14 protein-coding genes and 1 riboswitch are annotated in these 19571 nt (G+C 71.3%); of the genes, 11 read left to right on the top strand and 3 right to left on the bottom strand.

The annotated features are described in order from the left end of the window. Nucleotides 1-2: 2 nt before the first annotated feature. The 3 genes from cobJ to cobG are packed head-to-tail and all read right to left on the bottom strand — an operon-like array spanning nt 3 to nt 3453. Nucleotides 3-1493, bottom strand: a complete 1491-nt coding sequence (cobJ, locus tag NNW99_RS00845) for a precorrin-3B C(17)-methyltransferase (RefSeq protein ID WP_215116642.1) — start codon at nt 1491-1493, stop codon at nt 3-5. Then, nucleotides 1490-2170: a precorrin-8X methylmutase gene (locus NNW99_RS00840; protein ID WP_215116641.1), complete on the bottom strand. Its 681-nt coding sequence runs from the start codon at nt 2168-2170 to the stop codon at nt 1490-1492. Before NNW99_RS00840 ends, cobJ begins: the two co-directional genes overlap by 4 nt. Next, nucleotides 2167-3453: a precorrin-3B synthase gene (gene cobG, locus NNW99_RS00835; RefSeq protein ID WP_215124094.1), complete on the bottom strand. Its 1287-nt coding sequence runs from the start codon at nt 3451-3453 to the stop codon at nt 2167-2169. Before cobG ends, NNW99_RS00840 begins: the two co-directional genes overlap by 4 nt. Nucleotides 3454-3497: 44 nt before the next feature. After that, nucleotides 3498-3649: riboswitch (cobalamin riboswitch) on the top strand. A gap of 69 nt (nt 3650-3718) precedes the next feature. On the opposite strand from cobG, the gene cobN reads away from it, so the two are divergent. From cobN to NNW99_RS00780, 11 genes are all read left to right on the top strand, one after another. After that, entirely contained in the window at nt 3719-7312 is a 3594-nt protein-coding gene (cobN, locus tag NNW99_RS00830; protein WP_215116640.1) for a cobaltochelatase subunit CobN, read from the top strand. A gap of 197 nt (nt 7313-7509) precedes the next feature. Further along, a complete protein-coding gene (locus tag NNW99_RS00825) occupies nt 7510-8151 on the top strand; it encodes a superoxide dismutase (protein ID WP_215116639.1) in 642 nt (213 codons plus the stop codon). A gap of 320 nt (nt 8152-8471) precedes the next feature. Next, on the top strand, nt 8472-10313 hold the full coding sequence (locus tag NNW99_RS00820) for an APC family permease (RefSeq protein WP_215116638.1): 1842 nt from the start codon (nt 8472-8474) through the stop codon (nt 10311-10313). A 216-nt stretch (nt 10314-10529) separates the two neighbouring features. Further along, on the top strand, nt 10530-10619 hold the full coding sequence (gene kdpF / locus NNW99_RS00815) for a K(+)-transporting ATPase subunit F (RefSeq protein WP_016434100.1): 90 nt from the start codon (nt 10530-10532) through the stop codon (nt 10617-10619). An 8-nt stretch (nt 10620-10627) separates the two neighbouring features. Further along, nucleotides 10628-12292, top strand: a complete 1665-nt coding sequence (gene kdpA, locus NNW99_RS00810; RefSeq protein WP_215116637.1) for a potassium-transporting ATPase subunit KdpA — start codon at nt 10628-10630, stop codon at nt 12290-12292. Next, nucleotides 12289-14418, top strand: coding sequence for a potassium-transporting ATPase subunit KdpB (gene kdpB / locus NNW99_RS00805; protein WP_215116636.1), 2130 nt, complete (start codon nt 12289-12291; stop codon nt 14416-14418). The genes kdpA and kdpB overlap by 4 nt, the downstream gene beginning before the upstream one ends. Before the next feature lie 5 nt (nt 14419-14423). Continuing rightward, nucleotides 14424-15092, top strand: a complete 669-nt coding sequence (locus tag NNW99_RS00800; protein WP_215116635.1) for a potassium-transporting ATPase subunit C — start codon at nt 14424-14426, stop codon at nt 15090-15092. A gap of 123 nt (nt 15093-15215) precedes the next feature. Continuing rightward, nucleotides 15216-15899, top strand: coding sequence for a response regulator (locus NNW99_RS00795; RefSeq protein ID WP_215116634.1), 684 nt, complete (start codon nt 15216-15218; stop codon nt 15897-15899). 1 nt (nt 15900) lies between these two features. Next, nucleotides 15901-18456, top strand: a complete 2556-nt coding sequence (locus NNW99_RS00790; protein WP_215116633.1) for a sensor histidine kinase KdpD — start codon at nt 15901-15903, stop codon at nt 18454-18456. A 57-nt stretch (nt 18457-18513) separates the two neighbouring features. Beyond that, a complete protein-coding gene (locus NNW99_RS00785) occupies nt 18514-18849 on the top strand; it encodes a helix-turn-helix transcriptional regulator (protein ID WP_215116632.1) in 336 nt (111 codons plus the stop codon). Continuing rightward, nucleotides 18849-19562, top strand: coding sequence for a cation transporter (locus NNW99_RS00780; protein WP_215116631.1), 714 nt, complete (start codon nt 18849-18851; stop codon nt 19560-19562). The genes NNW99_RS00785 and NNW99_RS00780 overlap by 1 nt, the downstream gene beginning before the upstream one ends. Nucleotides 19563-19571: the final 9 nt, after the last annotated feature.

Genomic DNA, 19571 nt, shown 5'->3' with positions numbered 1-19571 from the left:
GCCTACGCCTCCGGATACCGGCGCGGAGTCCAGACGATCTCCTCGCCGTCCCCGCGCCGGACGGCCCGCGTCTGCGAGGACCCGACCAGCAGGATCGTGCGCATGTCGACCTCGGCCGGGTCCAGATCGGCCAGCCGCACGATGCGGACCCGCTCACCGGAGCCGCCCACGTCCCGTGCCACCACCACCGGGGTGTCCGGTGCGCGGTGCTCCAGCAGCAGCTCACGGGCCTTGCCCACCTGCCAGGTGCGGCTGCGGGAACCGGGGTTGTACAGGGCGAGCACCAGATCCGCCGAGGCCGCCGCCCGCAGCCGTTCCTCGACGACCTCCCAGGGCTTCAGCCGGTCGGAGAGGGAGATCGTGGCGTAGTCGTGCCCGAGCGGGGCGCCCGCGCGGGCCGCCGCGGCGTTGGCGGCGGTCACCCCCGGCAGCACCCGCACCCCGACGTCCGCGTACTCCTTCTGCGACGCGACCTCCAGCACGGCCGTCGCCATGGCGAAGACGCCCGGGTCGCCGCCGGAGACGACCGCGACCCGCCGCCCGCGCCGGGCCAGATCGAGGGCGAACTCGGCGCGCTCCGACTCCACCCGGTTGTCCGAGCCGTGCCGGACCTGACCCGCCCGCCGCGGCACCCGGTCCAGATAGGTGGTGTAGCCGACCAGGTCGTCGGCGGCGGCCAGCGCGCCCCGCGTCTCGGGCGTCAGCCACAGTGGACCGGCCGGCCCGGTCCCGACCACGACGACCTCGCCCCGCTCCCGGGCCTCGGGCCGCTCGGCGTCGACCTGGCTCGGCAGCACGGCCACCGAGAAGTACGGCACCGACTCCGGATCCACGTCCGCCAGTTCGGCGAGCCGCTCCCCGGGCATGGTGGCCCGCTCGACATAGCGGGCCTCGCCGAGCCGCCCCGAACTCTCCAGCGCGCCGCGCACCTTGGTGAAGGTCCGCCCCAGCTTCATCACCACGGCCACGTCCGTCGCGGCGAGCCGTGCGGTCAGCTCCTCCTCGGGCAGCGTGCCCGGCAGGATCGTCAGCACCTCCTCGCCCTCGGCGAGCGGCGTGCCCAGCCGGGCCGCGGCGGCGGACACGGACGTGACGCCGGGGATGACCTCGGTGTCGTAGCGGTCGACCAGCCGCTTGTGCATGTGCATGTAGGAGCCGTAGAAGAGCGGATCGCCCTCGGCGAGGACCGCGACCGTCCGTCCCGCGTCCAGATGCGCGGCGAGCCGGGCCGACGCCTCGGTGTAGAACTCCTCCATCGCGCCCTTGTAACCGCCGGGATGGTCGGTGGTCTCGGTCGTGACCGGGTAGACCAGCCGCTCCTCGATGTGGTCGGCGCGGATGTGCTTCGCCGCGATCGAGCGCGCGATGGAACGACCGTGCCGCGCACTGTGGTACGCGATCACGTCCGCCTCGGCGATGGCCTCCACGGCCCGTACGGTCATCAGGGACGGGTCACCGGGGCCGAGCCCCACCCCGTACAGCTTCCCGCTCACTCTTCCTCACTCGCGATCGCGTTGAGCGCGGCGGCGGCGATGGCGCTGCCCCCGCGACGGCCGCGCACGACCAGGTGCTCCAGACCCGACGGGTGCGCGGCCAGAGCGTCCTTGGACTCGGCGGCCCCGACGAAACCGACCGGGACACCGATGACGGCGGCCGGCCGGGGCGCGCCCTCGTCGATCATCTCCAGCAGCCGGAACAGGGCGGTGGGCGCGTTGCCGACGGCGACCACCGAGCCCTCCAGCCGGTCCCGCCACAGCTCCATCGCGGCGGCGCTGCGCGTCGTGCCGAGCTTCGCCGCCAGCTCCGGCACGGACGGGTCGGAGAGCGTGCACAGCACGTCGTTGTCGGCGGGCAGCCGCTTGCGCGTCACACCGCTGGCCACCATCTGCACATCGGTGAAGATGGGCGCCCCGGCCCGCAGCGCCTCGCGGGCGCGGGCGACGACGGCCGGGGAGTAGGCCAGGTCCCGTACGAGGTCGACCATCCCGCAGGCGTGGATCATCCGGACCGTGACCTGGCTGACATCGGCGGGCAGGGCCGCGAGGTCCGCCTCCGCGCGGATCGTGGCGAAGGACTGGCGGTAGATGGCCGGGCCGTCCTTCTCGTAGTCGTAGGTGGTCACGGTGCTCTTCTCGCTGCTCTCGGTCGTCGTGGTCGTCGTAGGGGTCATGAGGTGATCGCCGCCAGGGCGGTGGCGAGCCGGGCGGGGACGTCCATCGAGGCGGTCCGGGGTTCCTGGCCGCTCACCGCGGTGGAGAGCAGATAGCCGCCTCCCGGGGCGGCGACCACGTCGACGCGGTCGCCCCGGGGGTGCCCGCAGCGGCGTTCGCACCCGGACCAGTACAAGGGGAGGCCGCCCGGCTCGATCGTGTCGAGGGCCTCGGCCGCGTCGGCCCGTACGTCCGCCCGCGACTTGGCGCATCCGGGGCTGCCGATACAGGCACCGACACGGAGCCAGGGGTCACCTGGGCCGGTGACCAGGCCGGTGGCCGCGAGGCGGGCGAGGGATACGTCCGGGTCCGTCCCGTGTGTGGGAAGAACCACACCGCGCCACGGGGTGAGACGCAGCTCACCGGCGGCGACGCGGGTCAGTTCCCGCCACTGGTGTGCCGAGAGGCGTCCCAGAGGTACGTGCACGGAGAGCGCGGTGCCTAGGACTCCCGGGGGCGGTCCGGCCGTGCGGACGGTCTCCCGGTCCCGCCGCTCGTGACGGATGCCCTCGGCCCGCAGCCGTCGGCCGACCGCGTCGAGCAACTCGTCGCCGGAGAGGGACAGTTCATCAACGCGCCAGACGCGGTCCCCGCTCGTTCGCGCCGCCTCCAGGAAGGTTTCCGCGGCCGCCAGCGCGGCCCGGGCCGCTTCCTCGGCACCGACGCGCAGCGCTTGTCCGGCCGCTCCGAGCGTGAGTTCCGCGCCGCCGTCCGCCGTCGCCCGTACCGTCACATCGGCATCGAGTCCGGCCACGTCGCCGCGTCCGTCGTCGAGCGCGAACAGGAAACGTCCCGACAGGGCCCGCGCCGCCTCGCTCGCGCACAGCGCCGCGTCCAGGGCCGTCAGCCAGGGGCGTACGTCCAGAAAGCCCCGCCCGTCGAGACCGGACAGCGGCGAGGCCACGATGTTGCGCACCCGCTCGTGCCCGTGCGAGGGCAGCAGCCCGGCCGCGTCCAGCGACTCGGCCAGCTCCCCGGCGCATCCACCGGGCAGACCCCGCAGTTGCGCGTTGCCGCGCGAGGTCAGATGCAGGTCGCCGTCGCCCAGCCGCACCGCCACGTCCCCGAGCGTCTCCGCCTGCGCAACGGTCAGCACACCACCGGGAATCCGGACGCGAGCCAGCGCTCCGTCGTCCGCCGCGTGCAGCCGCAGCGTCCCCGGACAGGCGTCACCGCGGTCTCGTGGGACCGCTGTGGCCTGGGGCGATGAGCGCGGGGCAGCCGTGGACATGGCGGCGAGCATACCTACCATCACACCTGGTGTATGCCGTGCCCTCTTCCCCTGGCACTTACTATGATCGCGGCGGGTCATCCGGTCCGCCATCGCCACGACGGCGACAGGGGAGGAAGCCGGTGCGAGTCCGGCGCGGTCCCGCCACTGTGAGTCCGGCCCATGCGGCCGGACGAGTCAGGAACTCCCTTCCCCGAACGCTCGGCATCGCCCGAGCAGGGGAGACCCCATTTCGAACCACCCGGGGCGCGGACACCCCGAGGAAGGCCGACGCCGCATGATCCTGCTCCTGTCGACGTCCGACACCGATCTGCTGAGCGCCCGCGCGGCCGCGGGTCCGGTGCCCTACCGCTTCGCCAACCCCTCCCGTCTCGCCCTCGACGACCTCCCCGGCCTTCTCGACGGCGTCGACCTGGTCGTCGTACGTCTCCTCGGCGGCATCCGCGCCTGGCAGGACGGCCTCGACCTGCTGCTGGCCGACGGCCGCCCGGTCGTCGTCCTCACCGGCGAACAGGCTCCGGACGCCCAGCTCATGGAAGCCTCCACCGTCCCCGTCGGCATCGCCGCCGAGGCACACGCCTACCTCGCCCACGGTGGCCCGGCCAACCTGGAGCAGCTCGCCCGCTTCCTCTCCGACACGGTCCTGCTCACCGGCCACGGCTTCGAGTCGCCGGCGGCAGCACCCACCTGGGGCCCGCTGGAGCGCACGCCCCGCGCCGGCGCCGACGGTCCGACCGTCGCCGTGCTCTACTACCGGGCCCACCACATGAGCGGCAACACCGCCTTCGTCGCCGCCCTGTGCGACGCCGTCGAGGACGGGGGCGGCCGGGCCCTGCCCCTGTACGTCGCCTCCCTGCGCGCCCCCGAGCCCGAGCTGATCGAAGAGCTCCGCACCGCCGACGTGATCATCACCACGGTCCTTGCCGCGGGCGGCACCAAGCCCGCCCAGGCGTCGGCCGGCGGCGACGACGAGTCCTGGGACGCCGGAGCGCTCACCGAGCTGGACGTCCCGATCCTCCAGGCCCTGTGCCTCACCGGTTCGCGCGCCGCCTGGGAGGAGAACGACGAGGGCGTCTCCCCGCTCGACGCGGCCAGCCAGATCGCCGTCCCCGAGTTCGACGGCCGCCTCATCACCGTCCCGTTCTCGTTCAAGGAGATCGACGAGGACGGCCTCCCCGCCTACGTCGCCGACCCCGAGCGCGCCGCCCGCGTCGCCGGAATCGCCGTACGCCACGCCCGGCTCCGCCACATCCGTCCCGCCGACAAGCGCCTGGCGCTGGTCCTCTCCGCCTACCCGACCAAGCACTCCCGCATCGGCAACGCGGTCGGCCTCGACACCCCCGCCAGCGCGGTGGCCCTGCTGCGGCGCCTGCGCGAGGAGGGCTACGACTTCGGCACGGACGCCGAGGTGCCGGGCCTCGCCTCCGGCGACGGCGACGAGCTGATCCGCGCCCTGATCGAGGCGGGCGGCCATGACCAGGAGTGGCTCACCGAGGAGCAGCTGGCCCGCAACCCGGTGCGTATCCCGGCGGCCGACTACCGCCGCTGGTACGCCACGCTCCCCGAGGAGCTGCGCACGTCGGTGGAGGAGCACTGGGGTCCGGCGCCGGGCGAGATGTTCGTCGACCGCAGCCGCAACCCGGAGGGCGACATCGTCCTCGCGGCCCTCCGCTTCGGGAACCTGCTGATCCTCATCCAGCCCCCGCGCGGCTTCGGCGAGAACCCGATCGCGATCTACCACGACCCGGACCTCCCGCCGTCCCACCACTACCTGGCCGCCTACCGCTGGATCGCCGCCCGCGCCGAGGACGGCGGCTTCGGCGCCGACGCGATGATCCACCTCGGCAAGCACGGCAACCTGGAGTGGCTGCCCGGCAAGAACGCCGGCCTGTCCGCCGCCTGCGGCCCCGACGCCGCCCTCGGCGACCTGCCCCTGATCTACCCGTTCCTGGTCAACGACCCGGGCGAGGGCACCCAGGCCAAGCGCCGCGTCCACGCCACCCTCGTCGACCACCTCGTGCCGCCCATGGCCCGCGCCGACTCCTACGGCGACATCGCGCGCCTGGAGCAGCTCCTCGACGAGTACGCCCAGATCTCCTCCATGGACCCCGCCAAGCTCCCGGCGATCCGCGCCCAGATCTGGACCCTCATCCAGGCCGCCAAGCTCGACCACGACCTCGGCATGGACGACCGCCCCGACGACGACGGCTTCGACGACTTCCTGCTGCACGTCGACGGCTGGCTCTGCGAGGTCAAGGACGCCCAGATCCGCGACGGTCTGCACGTCCTCGGCAACCCGCCCACCGGCGCCGACCACGTCAACCTGGTCCTCGCCGTCCTGCGCGCCCGCCAGATCTGGGGCGGCACCACGGCCCTGCCCGGCCTGCGCGAGGCCCTCGGCCTCGACGAGTCCGCCGCCACCCGCACCACCGCCGACGCGGCGGAGGAGAAGGCCCGCGCCCTGGTCCAGGCGATGGAGGACGCGGGCTGGGACCCGGCCGCCGTCCCCAGCGAGCACGGCGAACAGGTAGCCGCCATCCTGGAGTTCGCGGCCCGCGAGGTCGTGCCGCGCCTCGCCGCGACCACCGCCGAGATCGACCACGCGGTGCACGCCCTGAACGGCGGCTTCGTCCCGGCGGGCCCCTCCGGCTCCCCGCTGCGCGGCCTGGTCAACGTCCTGCCGACCGGCCGCAACTTCTACTCCGTCGACCCCAAGGCCGTCCCCTCCCGCCTCGCCTGGGAGACCGGCCAGGCCCTCGCGGACTCCCTGCTGGAGCGCTACCGCGCCGACAACGGCGAATGGCCCACCTCCGTCGGTCTCTCCCTGTGGGGCACGAGCGCCATGCGCACGGCGGGCGACGACGTCGCCGAGGCCCTCGCCCTGCTCGGCATCCGCCCCGTCTGGGACGACGCCTCCCGCCGCGTGACCGGGCTGGAGCCTGTCCCCGCCGAGGAGCTGGGCCGACCCCGCATCGACGTCACCCTGCGCATCTCGGGCTTCTTCCGGGACGCCTTCCCGCACACCATCGGACTGCTGGACGACGCCGTACGCCTGGCGGCGTCGCTGGACGAGCCGGCCTCGGTGAACCACGTCCGGGCCCACGTCCAGGCGGACGTCGCCGAACACGGCGACGAACGCCGCGCCACCACCCGTATCTTCGGCTCCCGCCCCGGCACCTACGGCGCCGGTCTGCTCCAGCTCATCGACTCCCGCGACTGGCGCACCGACGCCGACCTCGCCGAGGTCTACACGGTCTGGGGCGGCTACGCCTACGGCCGTGAACTCGACGGCCGCCCGGCCCGCGAGGAGATGGAGACGGCGTACAAGCGCATCGAGGTGGCCGCGAAGAACACGGACACGCGCGAGCACGACATCGCCGACTCCGACGACTACTTCCAGTACCACGGCGGCATGGTCGCCACGGTCCGCGCCCTGCGGGGCACGGCGCCCGAGGCGTACATCGGCGACTCGACCCGCCCCGAGACGGTCCGCACCCGCACCCTCGTGGAGGAGACCTCGCGTGTCTTCCGCGCCCGCGTGGTCAACCCCAAGTGGATCGAGGCGATGCGCCGCCACGGCTACAAGGGCGCCTTCGAACTGGCCGCCACGGTGGACTACTTGTTCGGCTACGACGCCACGACCGGCGTGATCGCCGACTGGATGTACGACAAGCTCACCGAGACCTACGTCTTGGACGAGACCAACCGCGAGTTCCTCCAGCAGGCCAACCCCTGGGCCCTGCACGGCATCGCCGAGCGGCTGCTGGAGGCCGAGTCGCGCGGGATGTGGGAGAAGCCCGACCCGGCGGTGCTGGAGGGACTGCGGCAGGTCTACCTCGAGACCGAAGGGAACCTCGAGGGCGAGGACTGACCGCTCCGGCTCCTCGTCGCAGCCGCTGTCACCCACCGGGGTGCGGGACTTCGTCCCGCACCCCGGTTTGCGTTTCGCTCCCTCGAACCCCGCGACACGGCCATGGTCCTAGGCCCAACGCCTGATCGAAAAGCTCTGGCTCCTACTGTTAGCGTGCAGCTGCACACCATTCGCAATAACGTCGGAGGACGTTGGACATGGCGGTTTACACGCTCCCGGAGCTTCCGTACGACTACTCGTCGCTGGCGCCGGTGATCAGCCCCGAGATCATCGAGCTGCACCACGACAAGCACCACGCGGCATACGTGAAGGGCGCGAACGACACGCTCGAGCAGCTCGCCGAGGCGCGGGACAAGGAGACGTGGGGCTCGATCAACGGCCTGGAGAAGAACCTGGCCTTCCACCTTTCCGGACACATCCTGCACTCCATCTACTGGCACAACATGACCGGCGACGGCGGCGGCGAGCCGCTGGAGAAGGACGGCGTGGGCGAGCTGGCGGACGCCATCGCCGAGTCCTTCGGTTCTTTCGCGGGCTTCAAGGCGCAGCTGACCAAGGCGTCGGCGACGACGCAGGGTTCCGGCTGGGGCGTCCTCGCCTACGAGCCGCTGAGCGGCCGCCTCATCGTCGAGCAGATCTACGACCACCAGGGCAACGTCGGCCAGGGCTCGACCCCGATCCTGGTCTTCGACGCCTGGGAGCACGCCTTCTACCTGCAGTACAAGAACCAGAAAGTGGACTTCATCGAGGCGATGTGGCAGGTCGTCAACTGGCAGGACGTGGCCAAGCGCTACGCCGCCGCCAAGGAGCGGGGCGACAGCCTGCTGCTCGCGCCGTGACGCCGTAACACCCCGCAGTCGTCCTGCTCGTGATCGTCTTCTCAACCGTCACCGGGCAGGCGGTACGACGAAGGGCTCTCGCATGGACGTGACATGCGGGAGCCCTTTGCCGTGCCGTCAGCTCGTACCGCGATCGCGGTCAGCGCCCCTCGTGCGGGTGTCGCGCAGGCCACTCCGCCGTCAAGGTCGCGTCAAAGTCGAGGGGCTGGGCGCGAAGAACTCGCAAGGACCGGTCGGCTCCGATCGGTAGGGGACAGAACCTGAGCGCACCCGCGCACTTCTCGTCGACCGCGCGGCCGTACGTGAAGGAGCGCCCACCCATGTCCGTCCTGACCACCGTGCCGGGATCCGCCCCCGCCGAAGAGGAGCCGCCGGATACCGGCGAGCGCCACCGTCTTACCTCCGTCACCGGGCTCGCGGCCCTGTCCCTGGACGCGATGGCGTCGGTGGCGTACGGCCCCGAGGCCATCGTCCTCGTGCTGGCCGCCGCCGGAGCGCACGGCCTGGGCTTCACCCTGCCGGTGACACTGGCCATCGCCGGGCTGCTGGCCGTGCTGGTCGCCTCCTACCGGCAGGTGATCGCCGCGTTCCCGGACGGCGGCGGCTCCTACGCGGTCGCCAAGGCACATCTGGGCAAGTGCACCAGCCTGGTCGCCGCGGGATCCCTGGTCCTGGACTACGTCCTGAACGTGGCCGTGGCCGTCACCGCCGGTGTCGCCGCGCTGACCTCGGCCTTCCCCGCGCTGTACGAGGACAGGCTGTGGCTCTGCCTCGCCGTCCTCGTACTGATCACCGGGGTGAACCTGCGCGGGATCGTGGAGTCGGCACGGGTCTTCATCGCGCCCACGGCCGTCTTCGTCGCCTCGATCTTCGCGCTGATCGCCGTCGGGCTGTTCCGGTCCGGGCCGGTGAGCACCGAGGCCGCCGCCGGGCACGCCTCGGGCCTCGCCGACAGCGCCACGACGGTCGGGGCCCTGCTGTTGCTGAAGGCCTTCGCCTCCGGCTGCAGCGCCCTCACCGGCGTCGAGGCGATCGCCAACGCCGTGCCCTCCTTCCGGGTCCCGCGCGTCAAGCGCGCCCAGCGGGCGGAGGTCGCCCTCGGCGCCGTGCTCGGCGTGATGCTCATCGGACTGTCGGTGCTGATCTCCCGCTTCCACCTCCAGCCGGTCGAGGGCGTCACCGTCCTGGCCCAGCTCGCGGACGCCTCGCTCGGCCACAACTGGGCCTTCTACGTCGTCCAGTTCGCCACGATGATCCTGCTGGCCCTGTCGGCCAACACCTCGTTCGGCGGGCTGCCCGTACTGCTGAAACTGCTGGCCCGCGACAACTACGCGCCGCACGTGTTCGCCCTGAAGGCCGACCGGCAGGTGCACCGGCACGGTGTGCTCGCGCTGGCCGTGGTCTCGGCCGCGCTGCTGGTCTTCTCCGGCGGTGACACCAACACGCTCGTGCCGCTCTTCGCGATCGGTGTCTTCGTCGGCTTCACCATCGCCCAGGTGGGCATGGTCCGGCACTGGCGGCTCGAGAAGGGCCCGGGGTGGCGCGGCAAGGCCCTGCTGAACGGCTTCGGCGCGCTGCTCACCGGCGTCTCCGCGGTCGTCGTCACCGCGACCAAGTTCGAGGAGGGCGCCTGGCTGATCGTGATCGCCCTGCCGCTGCTGGTCCTGGCCTTCGAGACCGTGCACCGCGCCTACGTCCGGATCGGCGAGCGGCTGGCCCTCGGCCGGGTCCCGGAACCCCCGCACCGCGACCGCTCCATCGTGATCGTCCCGGTGTCGTCCCTGTCCCGGCTGACGTCCGAGGCGCTCACGGCCGCGGTCTCCCTCGGCGACGAGGTACGGGCGGTCACCGTCTGCCCTCCCGACACCGAGGACCGGGCGCAGGCCCACGCCCTGGCCCGCGACTGGGCCGACTGGAACCCCGGGGTCCCCCTGATCCCGCTCACCTCCGAGCACCGGGCCCTGGGCCGCCCCATCGCCGCCTACGTCCGTGAGACGGCCGCCGCCGCGCCGGACGCGCAGGTCACCGTGCTGATCCCCGAGGTGGAGCCGGAGCGCCTGTGGCAGCGGCTGCTGCAGAACCAGCGGGGCGCGGTCGTGGCCCACGCGGTGCGGCGGGACACCGACGCGGTGATCTGCCGGCTGCGCTTCCGGCTGGGGTGAGCGCTTGCCGCGTAAGAGCCTCGTCAAAGGCGTCGGCACCGCCGTTAGGGAGACGTCAACGAGGCTCGAATCCGGCCACGGAGGCGGTTTCCTCTACTCGTCCGTATCTGTTTCGACCCTCTCCTAGGAGTTCGCGATGGCCGATCTGGCCTTCGTCGTCGCCGCGCTCGCGGGTTTCGCGCTGGTGGCCCTCGTCGCCAAGGGGGTGACGAAGCTGTGACTGCCGAGAACATCGTCGGTCTGGTCGTGGCCGTCGCCCTGCTGGGCTATCTCGTCCTCGCCCTGATCTTCCCGGAGAGGTTCTGAGATCGACTATGGGACCTGTACTGGCCGGTGTGCTCCAGCTGCTCGCCCTCATGGCGGCGCTGGCGCTCGCCTATGTCCCCCTGGGCAACTACATGGCCCGGGTCTACTCCTCCGACAAGCACTGGCGGGTCGAGAAGTGGATCTACAAGGGCATCGGAGCGAACCCCGACACCGAGATGCGCTGGCCCGCGTATCTGCGGGGCGTCCTCGCCTTCTCGGTGATCGGTGTGCTCTTCCTGTACTTGCTGATGCGTCTGCAGGGGGTCCTGCCGGGTTCGCTGGGCTTCGCGGCGATCGACCCCGACCAGGCCTTCAACACCGCCGTTTCCTTCGTCACCAACACCAACTGGCAGTCGTACTACGGCGAACAGGCCATGGGCCATGTCGTGCAGACCGCCGGTCTGGCCGTGCAGAACTTCGTCTCCGCGGCCGTCGGCATCGCGGTGGCGGTGGCGCTGGTGCGCGGATTCGCGCGCTCGCGCACCGGTGAGCTGGGCAACTTCTGGTCGGACCTGGTGCGCGGTGTCACGCGGATCCTGCTGCCGGTGGCCGTGGTCGCCGCGCTGGTGCTGGTGGCGTGCGGCGCGATCCAGAACTTCTCCGGCATCCACGAGGTCGGTCAGTTCATGGGCGGCTCGCAGCAGTGGAACGGCGGCGCGGTCGCCTCGCAGGAGGCCATCAAGGAGCTGGGCACCAACGGCGGCGGCTACTTCAACGCCAACTCAGCCCACCCCTTCGAGAACCCGACGCCCTTCTCCAACCTCTTCGAGATCTTCCTGATCCTGGTGATCCCGTTCGCGCTGACCCGCACCTTCGGTGTCATGGTCGGCTCGGTGAAGCAGGGCTACGCGATCCTCGCGACCATGGCCACCATCTGGATCGGCTTCACGGCCCTGATGATGTGGACCGAGTTCGCCCACCACGGCCCCGCGTTCGACATCGCCGGCGGTGCGACGGAGGGCAAGGAGGTCCGCTTCGGCGTCGGCGCGTCCTCGATCTTCGCGACGGCGACCACGCTCACCTCGACCGGTGCGGTGGACTCCTTCCACTCGTCCTTCACCGGGCTGGGCGGCGGCATCACGATGCTCGGCATGATGCTGGGCGAGATCGCGCCCGGCGGCACCGGCTCCGGCCTCTACGGCATGCTGATCATGGCGATCATCGCGGTGTTCATCGCCGGCCTGATGGTCGGCCGCACGCCCGAGTACCTGGGCAAGAAGATCGGCACCCGCGAGATCAAGCTCGCGGCCTGCTACATCCTCATCACCCCGGCGCTGGTGCTCGTCTTCACCGCCTTCGCGATGGCCCTGCCGACCCCGGCCGACTCGATGACGAACAGCGGCGCGCACGGATTCTCCGAGATCCTCTACGCCTACACGTCCGCCTCGAACAACAACGGCTCGGCGTTCGCCGGTCTGAACGCGGACACCCAGTGGTTCAACAGCACCCTGGGCCTCGCGATGCTCCTCGGCCGCTTCCTGCCGATGGTGTTCGTGCTGGCACTGGCCGGCTCCCTCGCCGAACAGAAGCCGGTGCCGGTCACGGCAGGCACCCTGCGCACCGAGAAGCCGCTGTTCACCGGGCTCCTCGTCGGGGCGATCCTGATCATCACGGGTCTGACCTACTTCCCGGCCCTCGCGCTGGGTCCGCTGGCCGAGGGGCTGGCGTCATGACAACCGACGTAACGAAGCAAGAGGACTCCATGTCCACAGCCACTCCCGCCCGGGCACCGCACCAGGACGTGCCCACCGGTCACAAGGAGGGCCGGGTCGGTGCCGGCCTCTTCGACCCCAAGCAACTGGTCAAGTCGCTGCCGGACGCCTTCCGCAAGCTCGACCCGCGGGTGATGGTCAAGTCGCCCGTGATGTTCGTGGTGTGGATCGGCTCGATCCTGACGACCGTGTTCTCCTTCAGGGACCCGGGCGACTGGTTCGGCTGGGCGATCAGCGCCTGGCTGTGGCTGACCGTCATCTTCGCCAACCTGGCGGAGGCGGTCGCCGAGGGCCGCGGCAAGGCCCAGGCGGACACCCTGCGCAAGGCCAAGACCGACACCGTCGCCCGCCGCCTCCTGGACAACGGCTCCGAGGAGCAGGTCCCCGGCACCGCGCTGCGCATCGGCGACCTGGTCGTCTGCGAGGCCGGCGACATCATCCCCGGCGACGGTGACGTCGTCGAAGGCGTCGCGAGCGTGGACGAGTCGGCGATCACCGGCGAGTCGGCCCCGGTCATCCGGGAGTCGGGCGGCGACCGTTCGGCGGTCACCGGCGGCACGAAGGTGCTGTCCGACCGCATCGTCATCAGGATCACGACGAAGCCCGGCGAGACCTTCATCGACCGGATGATCAACCTGGTCGAGGGCGCCGCACGGCAGAAGACGCCCAACGAGATCGCGCTGAACATCCTGCTCGCCTCGCTGACGATCGTCTTCCTGCTGGCCTGCGCCACCCTGCCGCCCTTCGCCGACTACGCGGGCACCCACCTGACGATGGTCGTGCTGGTGGCGCTGCTGGTCTGCCTCATCCCGACCACCATCGGCGCGTTGCTGTCCGCGATCGGCATCGCGGGCATGGACCGGCTGGTGCAGCGCAACGTCCTGGCCATGTCCGGCCGTGCGGTCGAGGCCGCAGGTGACGTCTCGACGCTGCTGCTCGACAAGACCGGCACCATCACCCTCGGCAACCGGCAGGCCGCCGAGTTCGTGCCGGTCAGCGGCACCACCCAGGCCCAGGTCGCCGACGCCGCCCAGCTCTCCTCGCTGGCCGACGAGACGCCCGAGGGGCGCTCCATCGTCGTCCTGGCGAAGGAGAAGTACGGGTTGCGCGAGCGTCATCAGGGCGAGCTCGCCCACGCCGAGTGGATCGAGTTCACCGCCCAGACCCGTATGTCGGGCGTGGACGTCGACGGCCGCAAGATCCGCAAGGGCGCGGCGGGTTCCGTCATCGCCTGGGTCCAGGAGCGCGGCGGCACCGTCGCCGACGACGCGGACACGAGCGCCAACCGCATCTCCGAAGCCGGCGGCACCCCGCTGCTGGTGGCCGTCGAGGACGTCGACGGGGCACGGATCCTGGGTGTCATCCACCTCAAGGACGTCGTCAAGGACGGCATGCGGGAACGGTTCGAGGAACTGCGCCGCATGGGCATCAAGACCGTCATGATCACGGGCGACAACCCGCTGACGGCCAAGGCGATCGCCGAGGAGGCCGGCGTCGACGACTTCCTCGCCGAGGCCACCCCCGAGGACAAGATGGCCCTCATCAAGCGCGAGCAGGCGGGCGGCAAGCTCGTCGCGATGACCGGCGACGGCACCAACGACGCCCCGGCCCTCGCGCAGGCGGACGTCGGCGTGGCCATGAACACCGGCACGTCGGCCGCCAAGGAGGCCGGCAACATGGTCGACCTCGACTCCAACCCGACCAAGCTCATCGAGATCGTCGAGATCGGCAAGCAACTCCTCATCACCCGGGGCGCGCTCACCACGTTCTCCATAGCCAACGACGTCGCGAAGTACTTCGCGATCATCCCGGCGCTGTTCGCGGCGGTCTATCCGGGCCTGGACAAGCTCAACATCATGGGCCTGTCCTCGCCGGACTCCGCGATCCTGTCGGCCGTGATCTTCAACGCGCTGATCATCATCGCGCTGGTGCCGCTGTCGCTGAAGGGCGTGCGCTACCGGCCCGTCAGCGCCGACAAGCTGCTGCGCCGCAACCTGACCGTCTACGGCGTCGGCGGTCTGATCGCGCCGTTCATCGGCATCAAGCTCATCGACCTGCTCATCTCGCTGATCCCCGGGATCGGGTGAAGGACATGAACAACTCTTTCGCGAACACCGCCCGGTTGCTCGGCGCGGGCCTGCGCGCCCTCCTCGTGCTGACCCTGGTCACCGGCGTCCTCTACCCGTTGCTCGTCACCGGCATCGCCCAGGGCCTGTTCAACGACAAGGCCAACGGCTCCGAGATCACGTCGGAGGGCAAGGTCGTCGGCTCGTCCCTGATCGGGCAGGCCTACAACCTGCCCCTGAAGAAGGGCCAGGAGAGCCCGGAGCCGGACCTGAAGTGGTTCCAGGGCCGTCCGCAGAACGGCCTGGGCACCAACAGCGTCAACACCCAGTACAAGCTCATCCTGTCCGGCGCGACCAACCGCTCCGGCGACAACGAAGAGCTCATCCAATGGGTGAAGGACGCCAAGGCCGCCGTGGTCAAGGACAACTCGACCGCCGACTACCGGGTCAAGCCGTCCCAGGTCCCCGCCGACGCGGTCACCTCCTCCGGCTCCGGCCTCGACCCGAACATCTCCCCGGCCTACGCCGACCTCCAGGTCCACCGGGTGGCGGCGAAGAACGGCCTGCCCGTCGCCCAGGTCGACAAGCTCGTCGAGGAGCACACCGAGGGCCGCACCCTCGGCTTCATGGGCGAGCCCCGCGTGAACGTCCTCGAACTCAACATCGCCCTCAAGGAACTCGTGGCGAAGAGCTGATGGCGTGATGCGACCGGCGCGGGAGCCGGCGGCCCGGAGGAGACTCCGCACCGCCGGCTCCCGCCGCCACGAAGCCGGCGGCGGTTTCCACGGCCACATGTACGACATGAAAGGCGCACACCGATGACCCGGGTGCTGGTCGTGGAAGACGACCCTCAGCTGGTACGAGCCCTCGTGATCAACATGCAGGCCCGTCGGTACGGGGTGGACGCGGCCCCCGACGGTGCCACGGCCCTCAGACTGGCGGCGGCCCGGCAGCCCGACGTCGTGATGCTCGACCTCGGACTGCCGGACATGGACGGCGTCGACGTCATCAAGGCCCTGCGCGGCTGGACCCGCGTGCCCATCCTGGTGCTGTCCGCGCGCCGCGCCTCCGACGAGAAGGTCGCCGCCCTCGACGCGGGCGCCGACGACTACATCACCAAGCCGTTCAGCATGGACGAACTGCTGGCCCGGCTGCGCGCCGCCGTCCGCCGCACCGAGGACACCCCGCTCACCGCCGAGACGACGCTCGTCGAGACGGCCGGCTTCACCATCGACCTGCTCGCCAAGAAGGTCGTCCGCGACGGACACGACGTGCGCCTCACCCCCACCGAATGGCATCTGCTGGAAATCCTGGTCACCAGCCCCGGACGGCTCGTCACCCAGAAGCACCTGCTGCAGGAGGTCTGGGGCGTGTCCCGGAGCAACAAGACCAACTATCTGCGGGTCTACATGGCGCAACTGCGCCGCAAGCTGGAGTCGGACCCCTCCCACCCGCGCTATCTGATCACCGAACCCGGCATGGGCTACCGTTTCGAGGGATGACATGGCACGCGGCAAGCTCCGGATCTACCTCGGCGCCGCACCCGGCGTCGGCAAGACCTACGCCATGCTCTCCGAGGCACACCGCCGGATCGAGCGCGGAACCGACTGCGTGGTCGCGTTCGTGGAGCACCACCACCGGCCGCGCACCGAGGTGATGCTGCACGGCCTGGAACAGATACCGCGCAGGGATCTGGAGTACCGCGACACCGTCTTCACCGAGATGGACGTCGACGCGGTCCTGGCCAGGCGCCCCCAGGTGGCGCTGGTGGACGAACTCGCCCACACCAATGTGCCGGGCTCGCGCCACACCAAGCGCTGGCAGGACGTCGAGGACCTGCTCGCAGCCGGGATCGACGTGGTCTCCACCGTCAACATCCAGCATCTGGAGTCCCTCGGGGACGTGGTGGAGTCCATCACGGGCGTACGGCAGCGGGAGACCGTCCCCGACGAGGTCGTCCGGCGCGCCGACCAGGTCGAGCTGGTCGACATGTCGCCGCAGGCGCTGCGCCGCCGTATGGCCCACGGCAACATCTACAAGCCGGACAAGGTCGACGCGGCCCTCTCCAACTACTTCCGGCCCGGCAACCTCACCGCCCTGCGGGAGCTGGCGCTGCTGTGGGTGGCCGACCGCGTCGACGAATACCTCAACGCGTACCGCAGCGAGCACGAGGTCTCGACGATCTGGGGCTCGCGCGAGCGGATCGTGGTCGGCCTCACCGGCGGTCCCGAGGGCCGGACCCTGATCCGCCGCGCGGCCCGGCTGGCCGAGAAGGGCGCGGGAGGCGAGGTCCTCGCGGTCTATGTCTCCCGCAGCGACGGACTCACCTCCGCCTCCCCGAAGGAACTCGCCGTCCAGCGCACCCTCGTCGAGGACCTGGGCGGCACCTTCCACCATGTCGTCGGCGACGACGTCCCCGTGGCGCTGCTGGACTTCTCCCGGGGCGTGAACGCCACCCAGATCGTCCTCGGCGTCTCCCGCCGCAAGGGGTGGCAGTACGTGTTCGGGCCGGGCGTCGGCGCGACGGTGGCCACGGACTCGGGCCCCGACCTCGACGTCCATCTGATCACCCACGACGAGGCGGGCAAGGGCCGCGGACTGCCGGTGCCCCGCAGCGCGCGCCTCGGCCGGTCGCGGATCATCTGGGGCTGGCTGACCGGTGTGGCCGGCCCCGTGCTCCTCACCCTGCTGCTGACCACCATCAGCGTGGACCTGGGCCTGCCCAACGACATGCTGCTGTTCCTCACGGTGACGGTGGCGGCGGCCCTGGTCGGCGGCCTCTACCCGGCGTTGGCCTCGGCGGCCTTCGGCTCGCTGCTGCTGAACTACTACTTCACCCCGCCGCTGCACGAACTGACCGTCGCCGACCCCAAGAACATCGTCGCCATCGTCATCTTCGTCCTCGTCGGAGTGTCCGTGGCGTCCGTGGTCGACCTCGCCGCCCGCCGCACCCACCAAGCGGCCCGGCTGCGCGCGGAGTCCGAGATCCTCTCGTTCCTCGCGGGCAACGTGCTGCGCGGCGAGACCGGCCTGGAGGAACTGCTGGAACGGGTCCGTGAGACCTTCGCCATGGAGTCCGTCGCCCTGCTGGAGCGGGCGGGCGACGTGGCGCCGTGGACCTGCGCCGGAAGCGTGGGTCCACGGCCGTGCGAGAACCCCGAGGGCGCGGACGTCGACGTACCGGTCGGTGACCACATGGCGCTGGCGCTGACCGGCCGCGTCCTGCCGGCCGAGGACCGCCGGGTGCTCGCCGCGTTCGCCGCCCAGGCCGCCGTCGTCCTGGACCGCCAGCGTCTCCAGCACGAGGCCGACCAGGCCAAGGAACTGGCCGAGGGCAACCGCATCCGCACCGCGCTGCTGGCGGCCGTGAGCCACGACCTGCGCACACCGCTCGCCGGCATCAAGGTGTCGGTGTCCTCCCTGCGGTCGCACGACGTGGCCTGGTCGGAGGAGGACCAGGCCGAACTCCTGGAGGCGATCGAGGAGGGCGCCGACCGCCTCGACCTCCTCGTCGGCAACCTCCTCGACATGTCCCGCCTCCAGACCGGCACCGTCACCCCGATCGTCCGCGAGGCCGACCTCGACGAGGTGGTGCCGATGGCCCTGGGCGGCGTCCCGGAGGACAGCGTGGAGCTGAACATCCCCGAGACGCTGCCCATGGTCCAGGTGGACAAGGGACTGCTGGAGCGGTCCGTCGCCAACGTCGTCGAGAACGCCGTCAAGTACAGCCCCCCGGGCACGCCCGTGCTGGTGAAGGCGAGCGCGATCGCCGACCGGGTGGAGGTCCGGGTGATCGACCGCGGTCCCGGCGTCCCCGACGAGGCCAAGGACCGCATCTTCGAACCCTTCCAGCGCTACGGCGACTCACCGCGCGGCAGCGGGGTCGGCCTCGGCCTCGCGGTCGCCCGCGGCTTCGCCGAGGCCATGGGAGGCACCATCGACGCCGAGGACACCCCCGGCGGGGGCCTCACCATGGTCCTCAGCCTGCCGACGGCACCGGCACGCCCGGCAGCCGCCTCGCCTCCCCGTTCGACGGCTTCGCGCGTTCCCGGACTCTGACGGCCCGTGCGACAGTCCATGGTTTCCTGAATTCAGGAAAGGCTGTACTGTCGCAGGGTGCTGACCGTCGCTTCCGACATCGAGGTGCTGGCCCGCTTCGGCCGCGCGCTCGCCGACCCGATCCGCTGCCGCGTCCTGCTCGCCCTGCGCGAGGCCCCGGCCTATCCCGCCGAACTCGCCGACACCCTCGGCATCTCCCGCACCCGGCTGTCCAACCACCTCGCCTGCCTGCGCGACTGCGGCCTCGCCGTCGCCGTGCCCGACGGCCGCCGCACCCGCTACGAGCTGGCCGACGTACGCCTGGCCCACGCCCTGGACGACCTGCGCACCGCCGTCTTGGCCGTCGAGACCGACCGCACCTGCGTCGACGCCGACGCCCAGGGGTGCTGCTGATGACCGCGCTCTCCCTCGGCCCCACCCCGGCACGCCGTGATGTGCTCGCCCGCCGGATACGCCTGCTCGTGGCCGCCACCATCGGCTACAACGTCGTCGAGGCGGTCGTCGCCCTCACCGCCGGCACGCTCGCCTCCTCCACCGCGCTGATCGGCTTCGGACTGGACTCGGTCATCGAGGTCTCCTCGGCCGCCGCCGTCGCCTGGCAGTTCTCCGCCCGCGACCACGCCGTACGCCAGGCCCGCGAGCGGACCACCCTGCGCATCATCGGCGTCTCGTTCCTCGTGCTCGCCGCCTACGTCGCCGTGGACTCCGTCCGCGCCCTCACCGGCACCGGTGAGGCCGAACGGTCCGTCCCCGGCATCGTCATCGCCGCGCTCTCACTGGCGGTCATGCCGTTCCTGTCCGCCGCTCAGCGCAGGGCAGGCCGCGAACTCGGCTCGGCGAGCGCCGTGGCCGACTCCAAACAGACCTTGCTGTGCACCTATCTCTCCGCCGTGCTCCTGGCCGGCCTGGTCCTCAACGCCGCCCTCGGCTGGTCATGGGCCGACCCCGTCGCCGCCCTCGCCATCGCCGCCATCGCGGTCAGGGAAGGGCTCGACGCCTGGCAGGGCAAGGGCTGTTGCGCGCCCTCGGCCGCCGAAGTGAAGGCCGCCGACGCGAAGGCGGGCGACGCCTGTGGTTGCGGCCCCGGCCGCGCCTGCTGCGACTGACCGTCCCCG

Source organism: Streptomyces sp. CRCS-T-1 (assembly GCF_024442335.1).
Classification (GTDB): domain Bacteria; phylum Actinomycetota; class Actinomycetes; order Streptomycetales; family Streptomycetaceae; genus Streptomyces; species Streptomyces koelreuteriae.
This window is presented reverse-complemented; position numbering and strand designations above follow the sequence as displayed.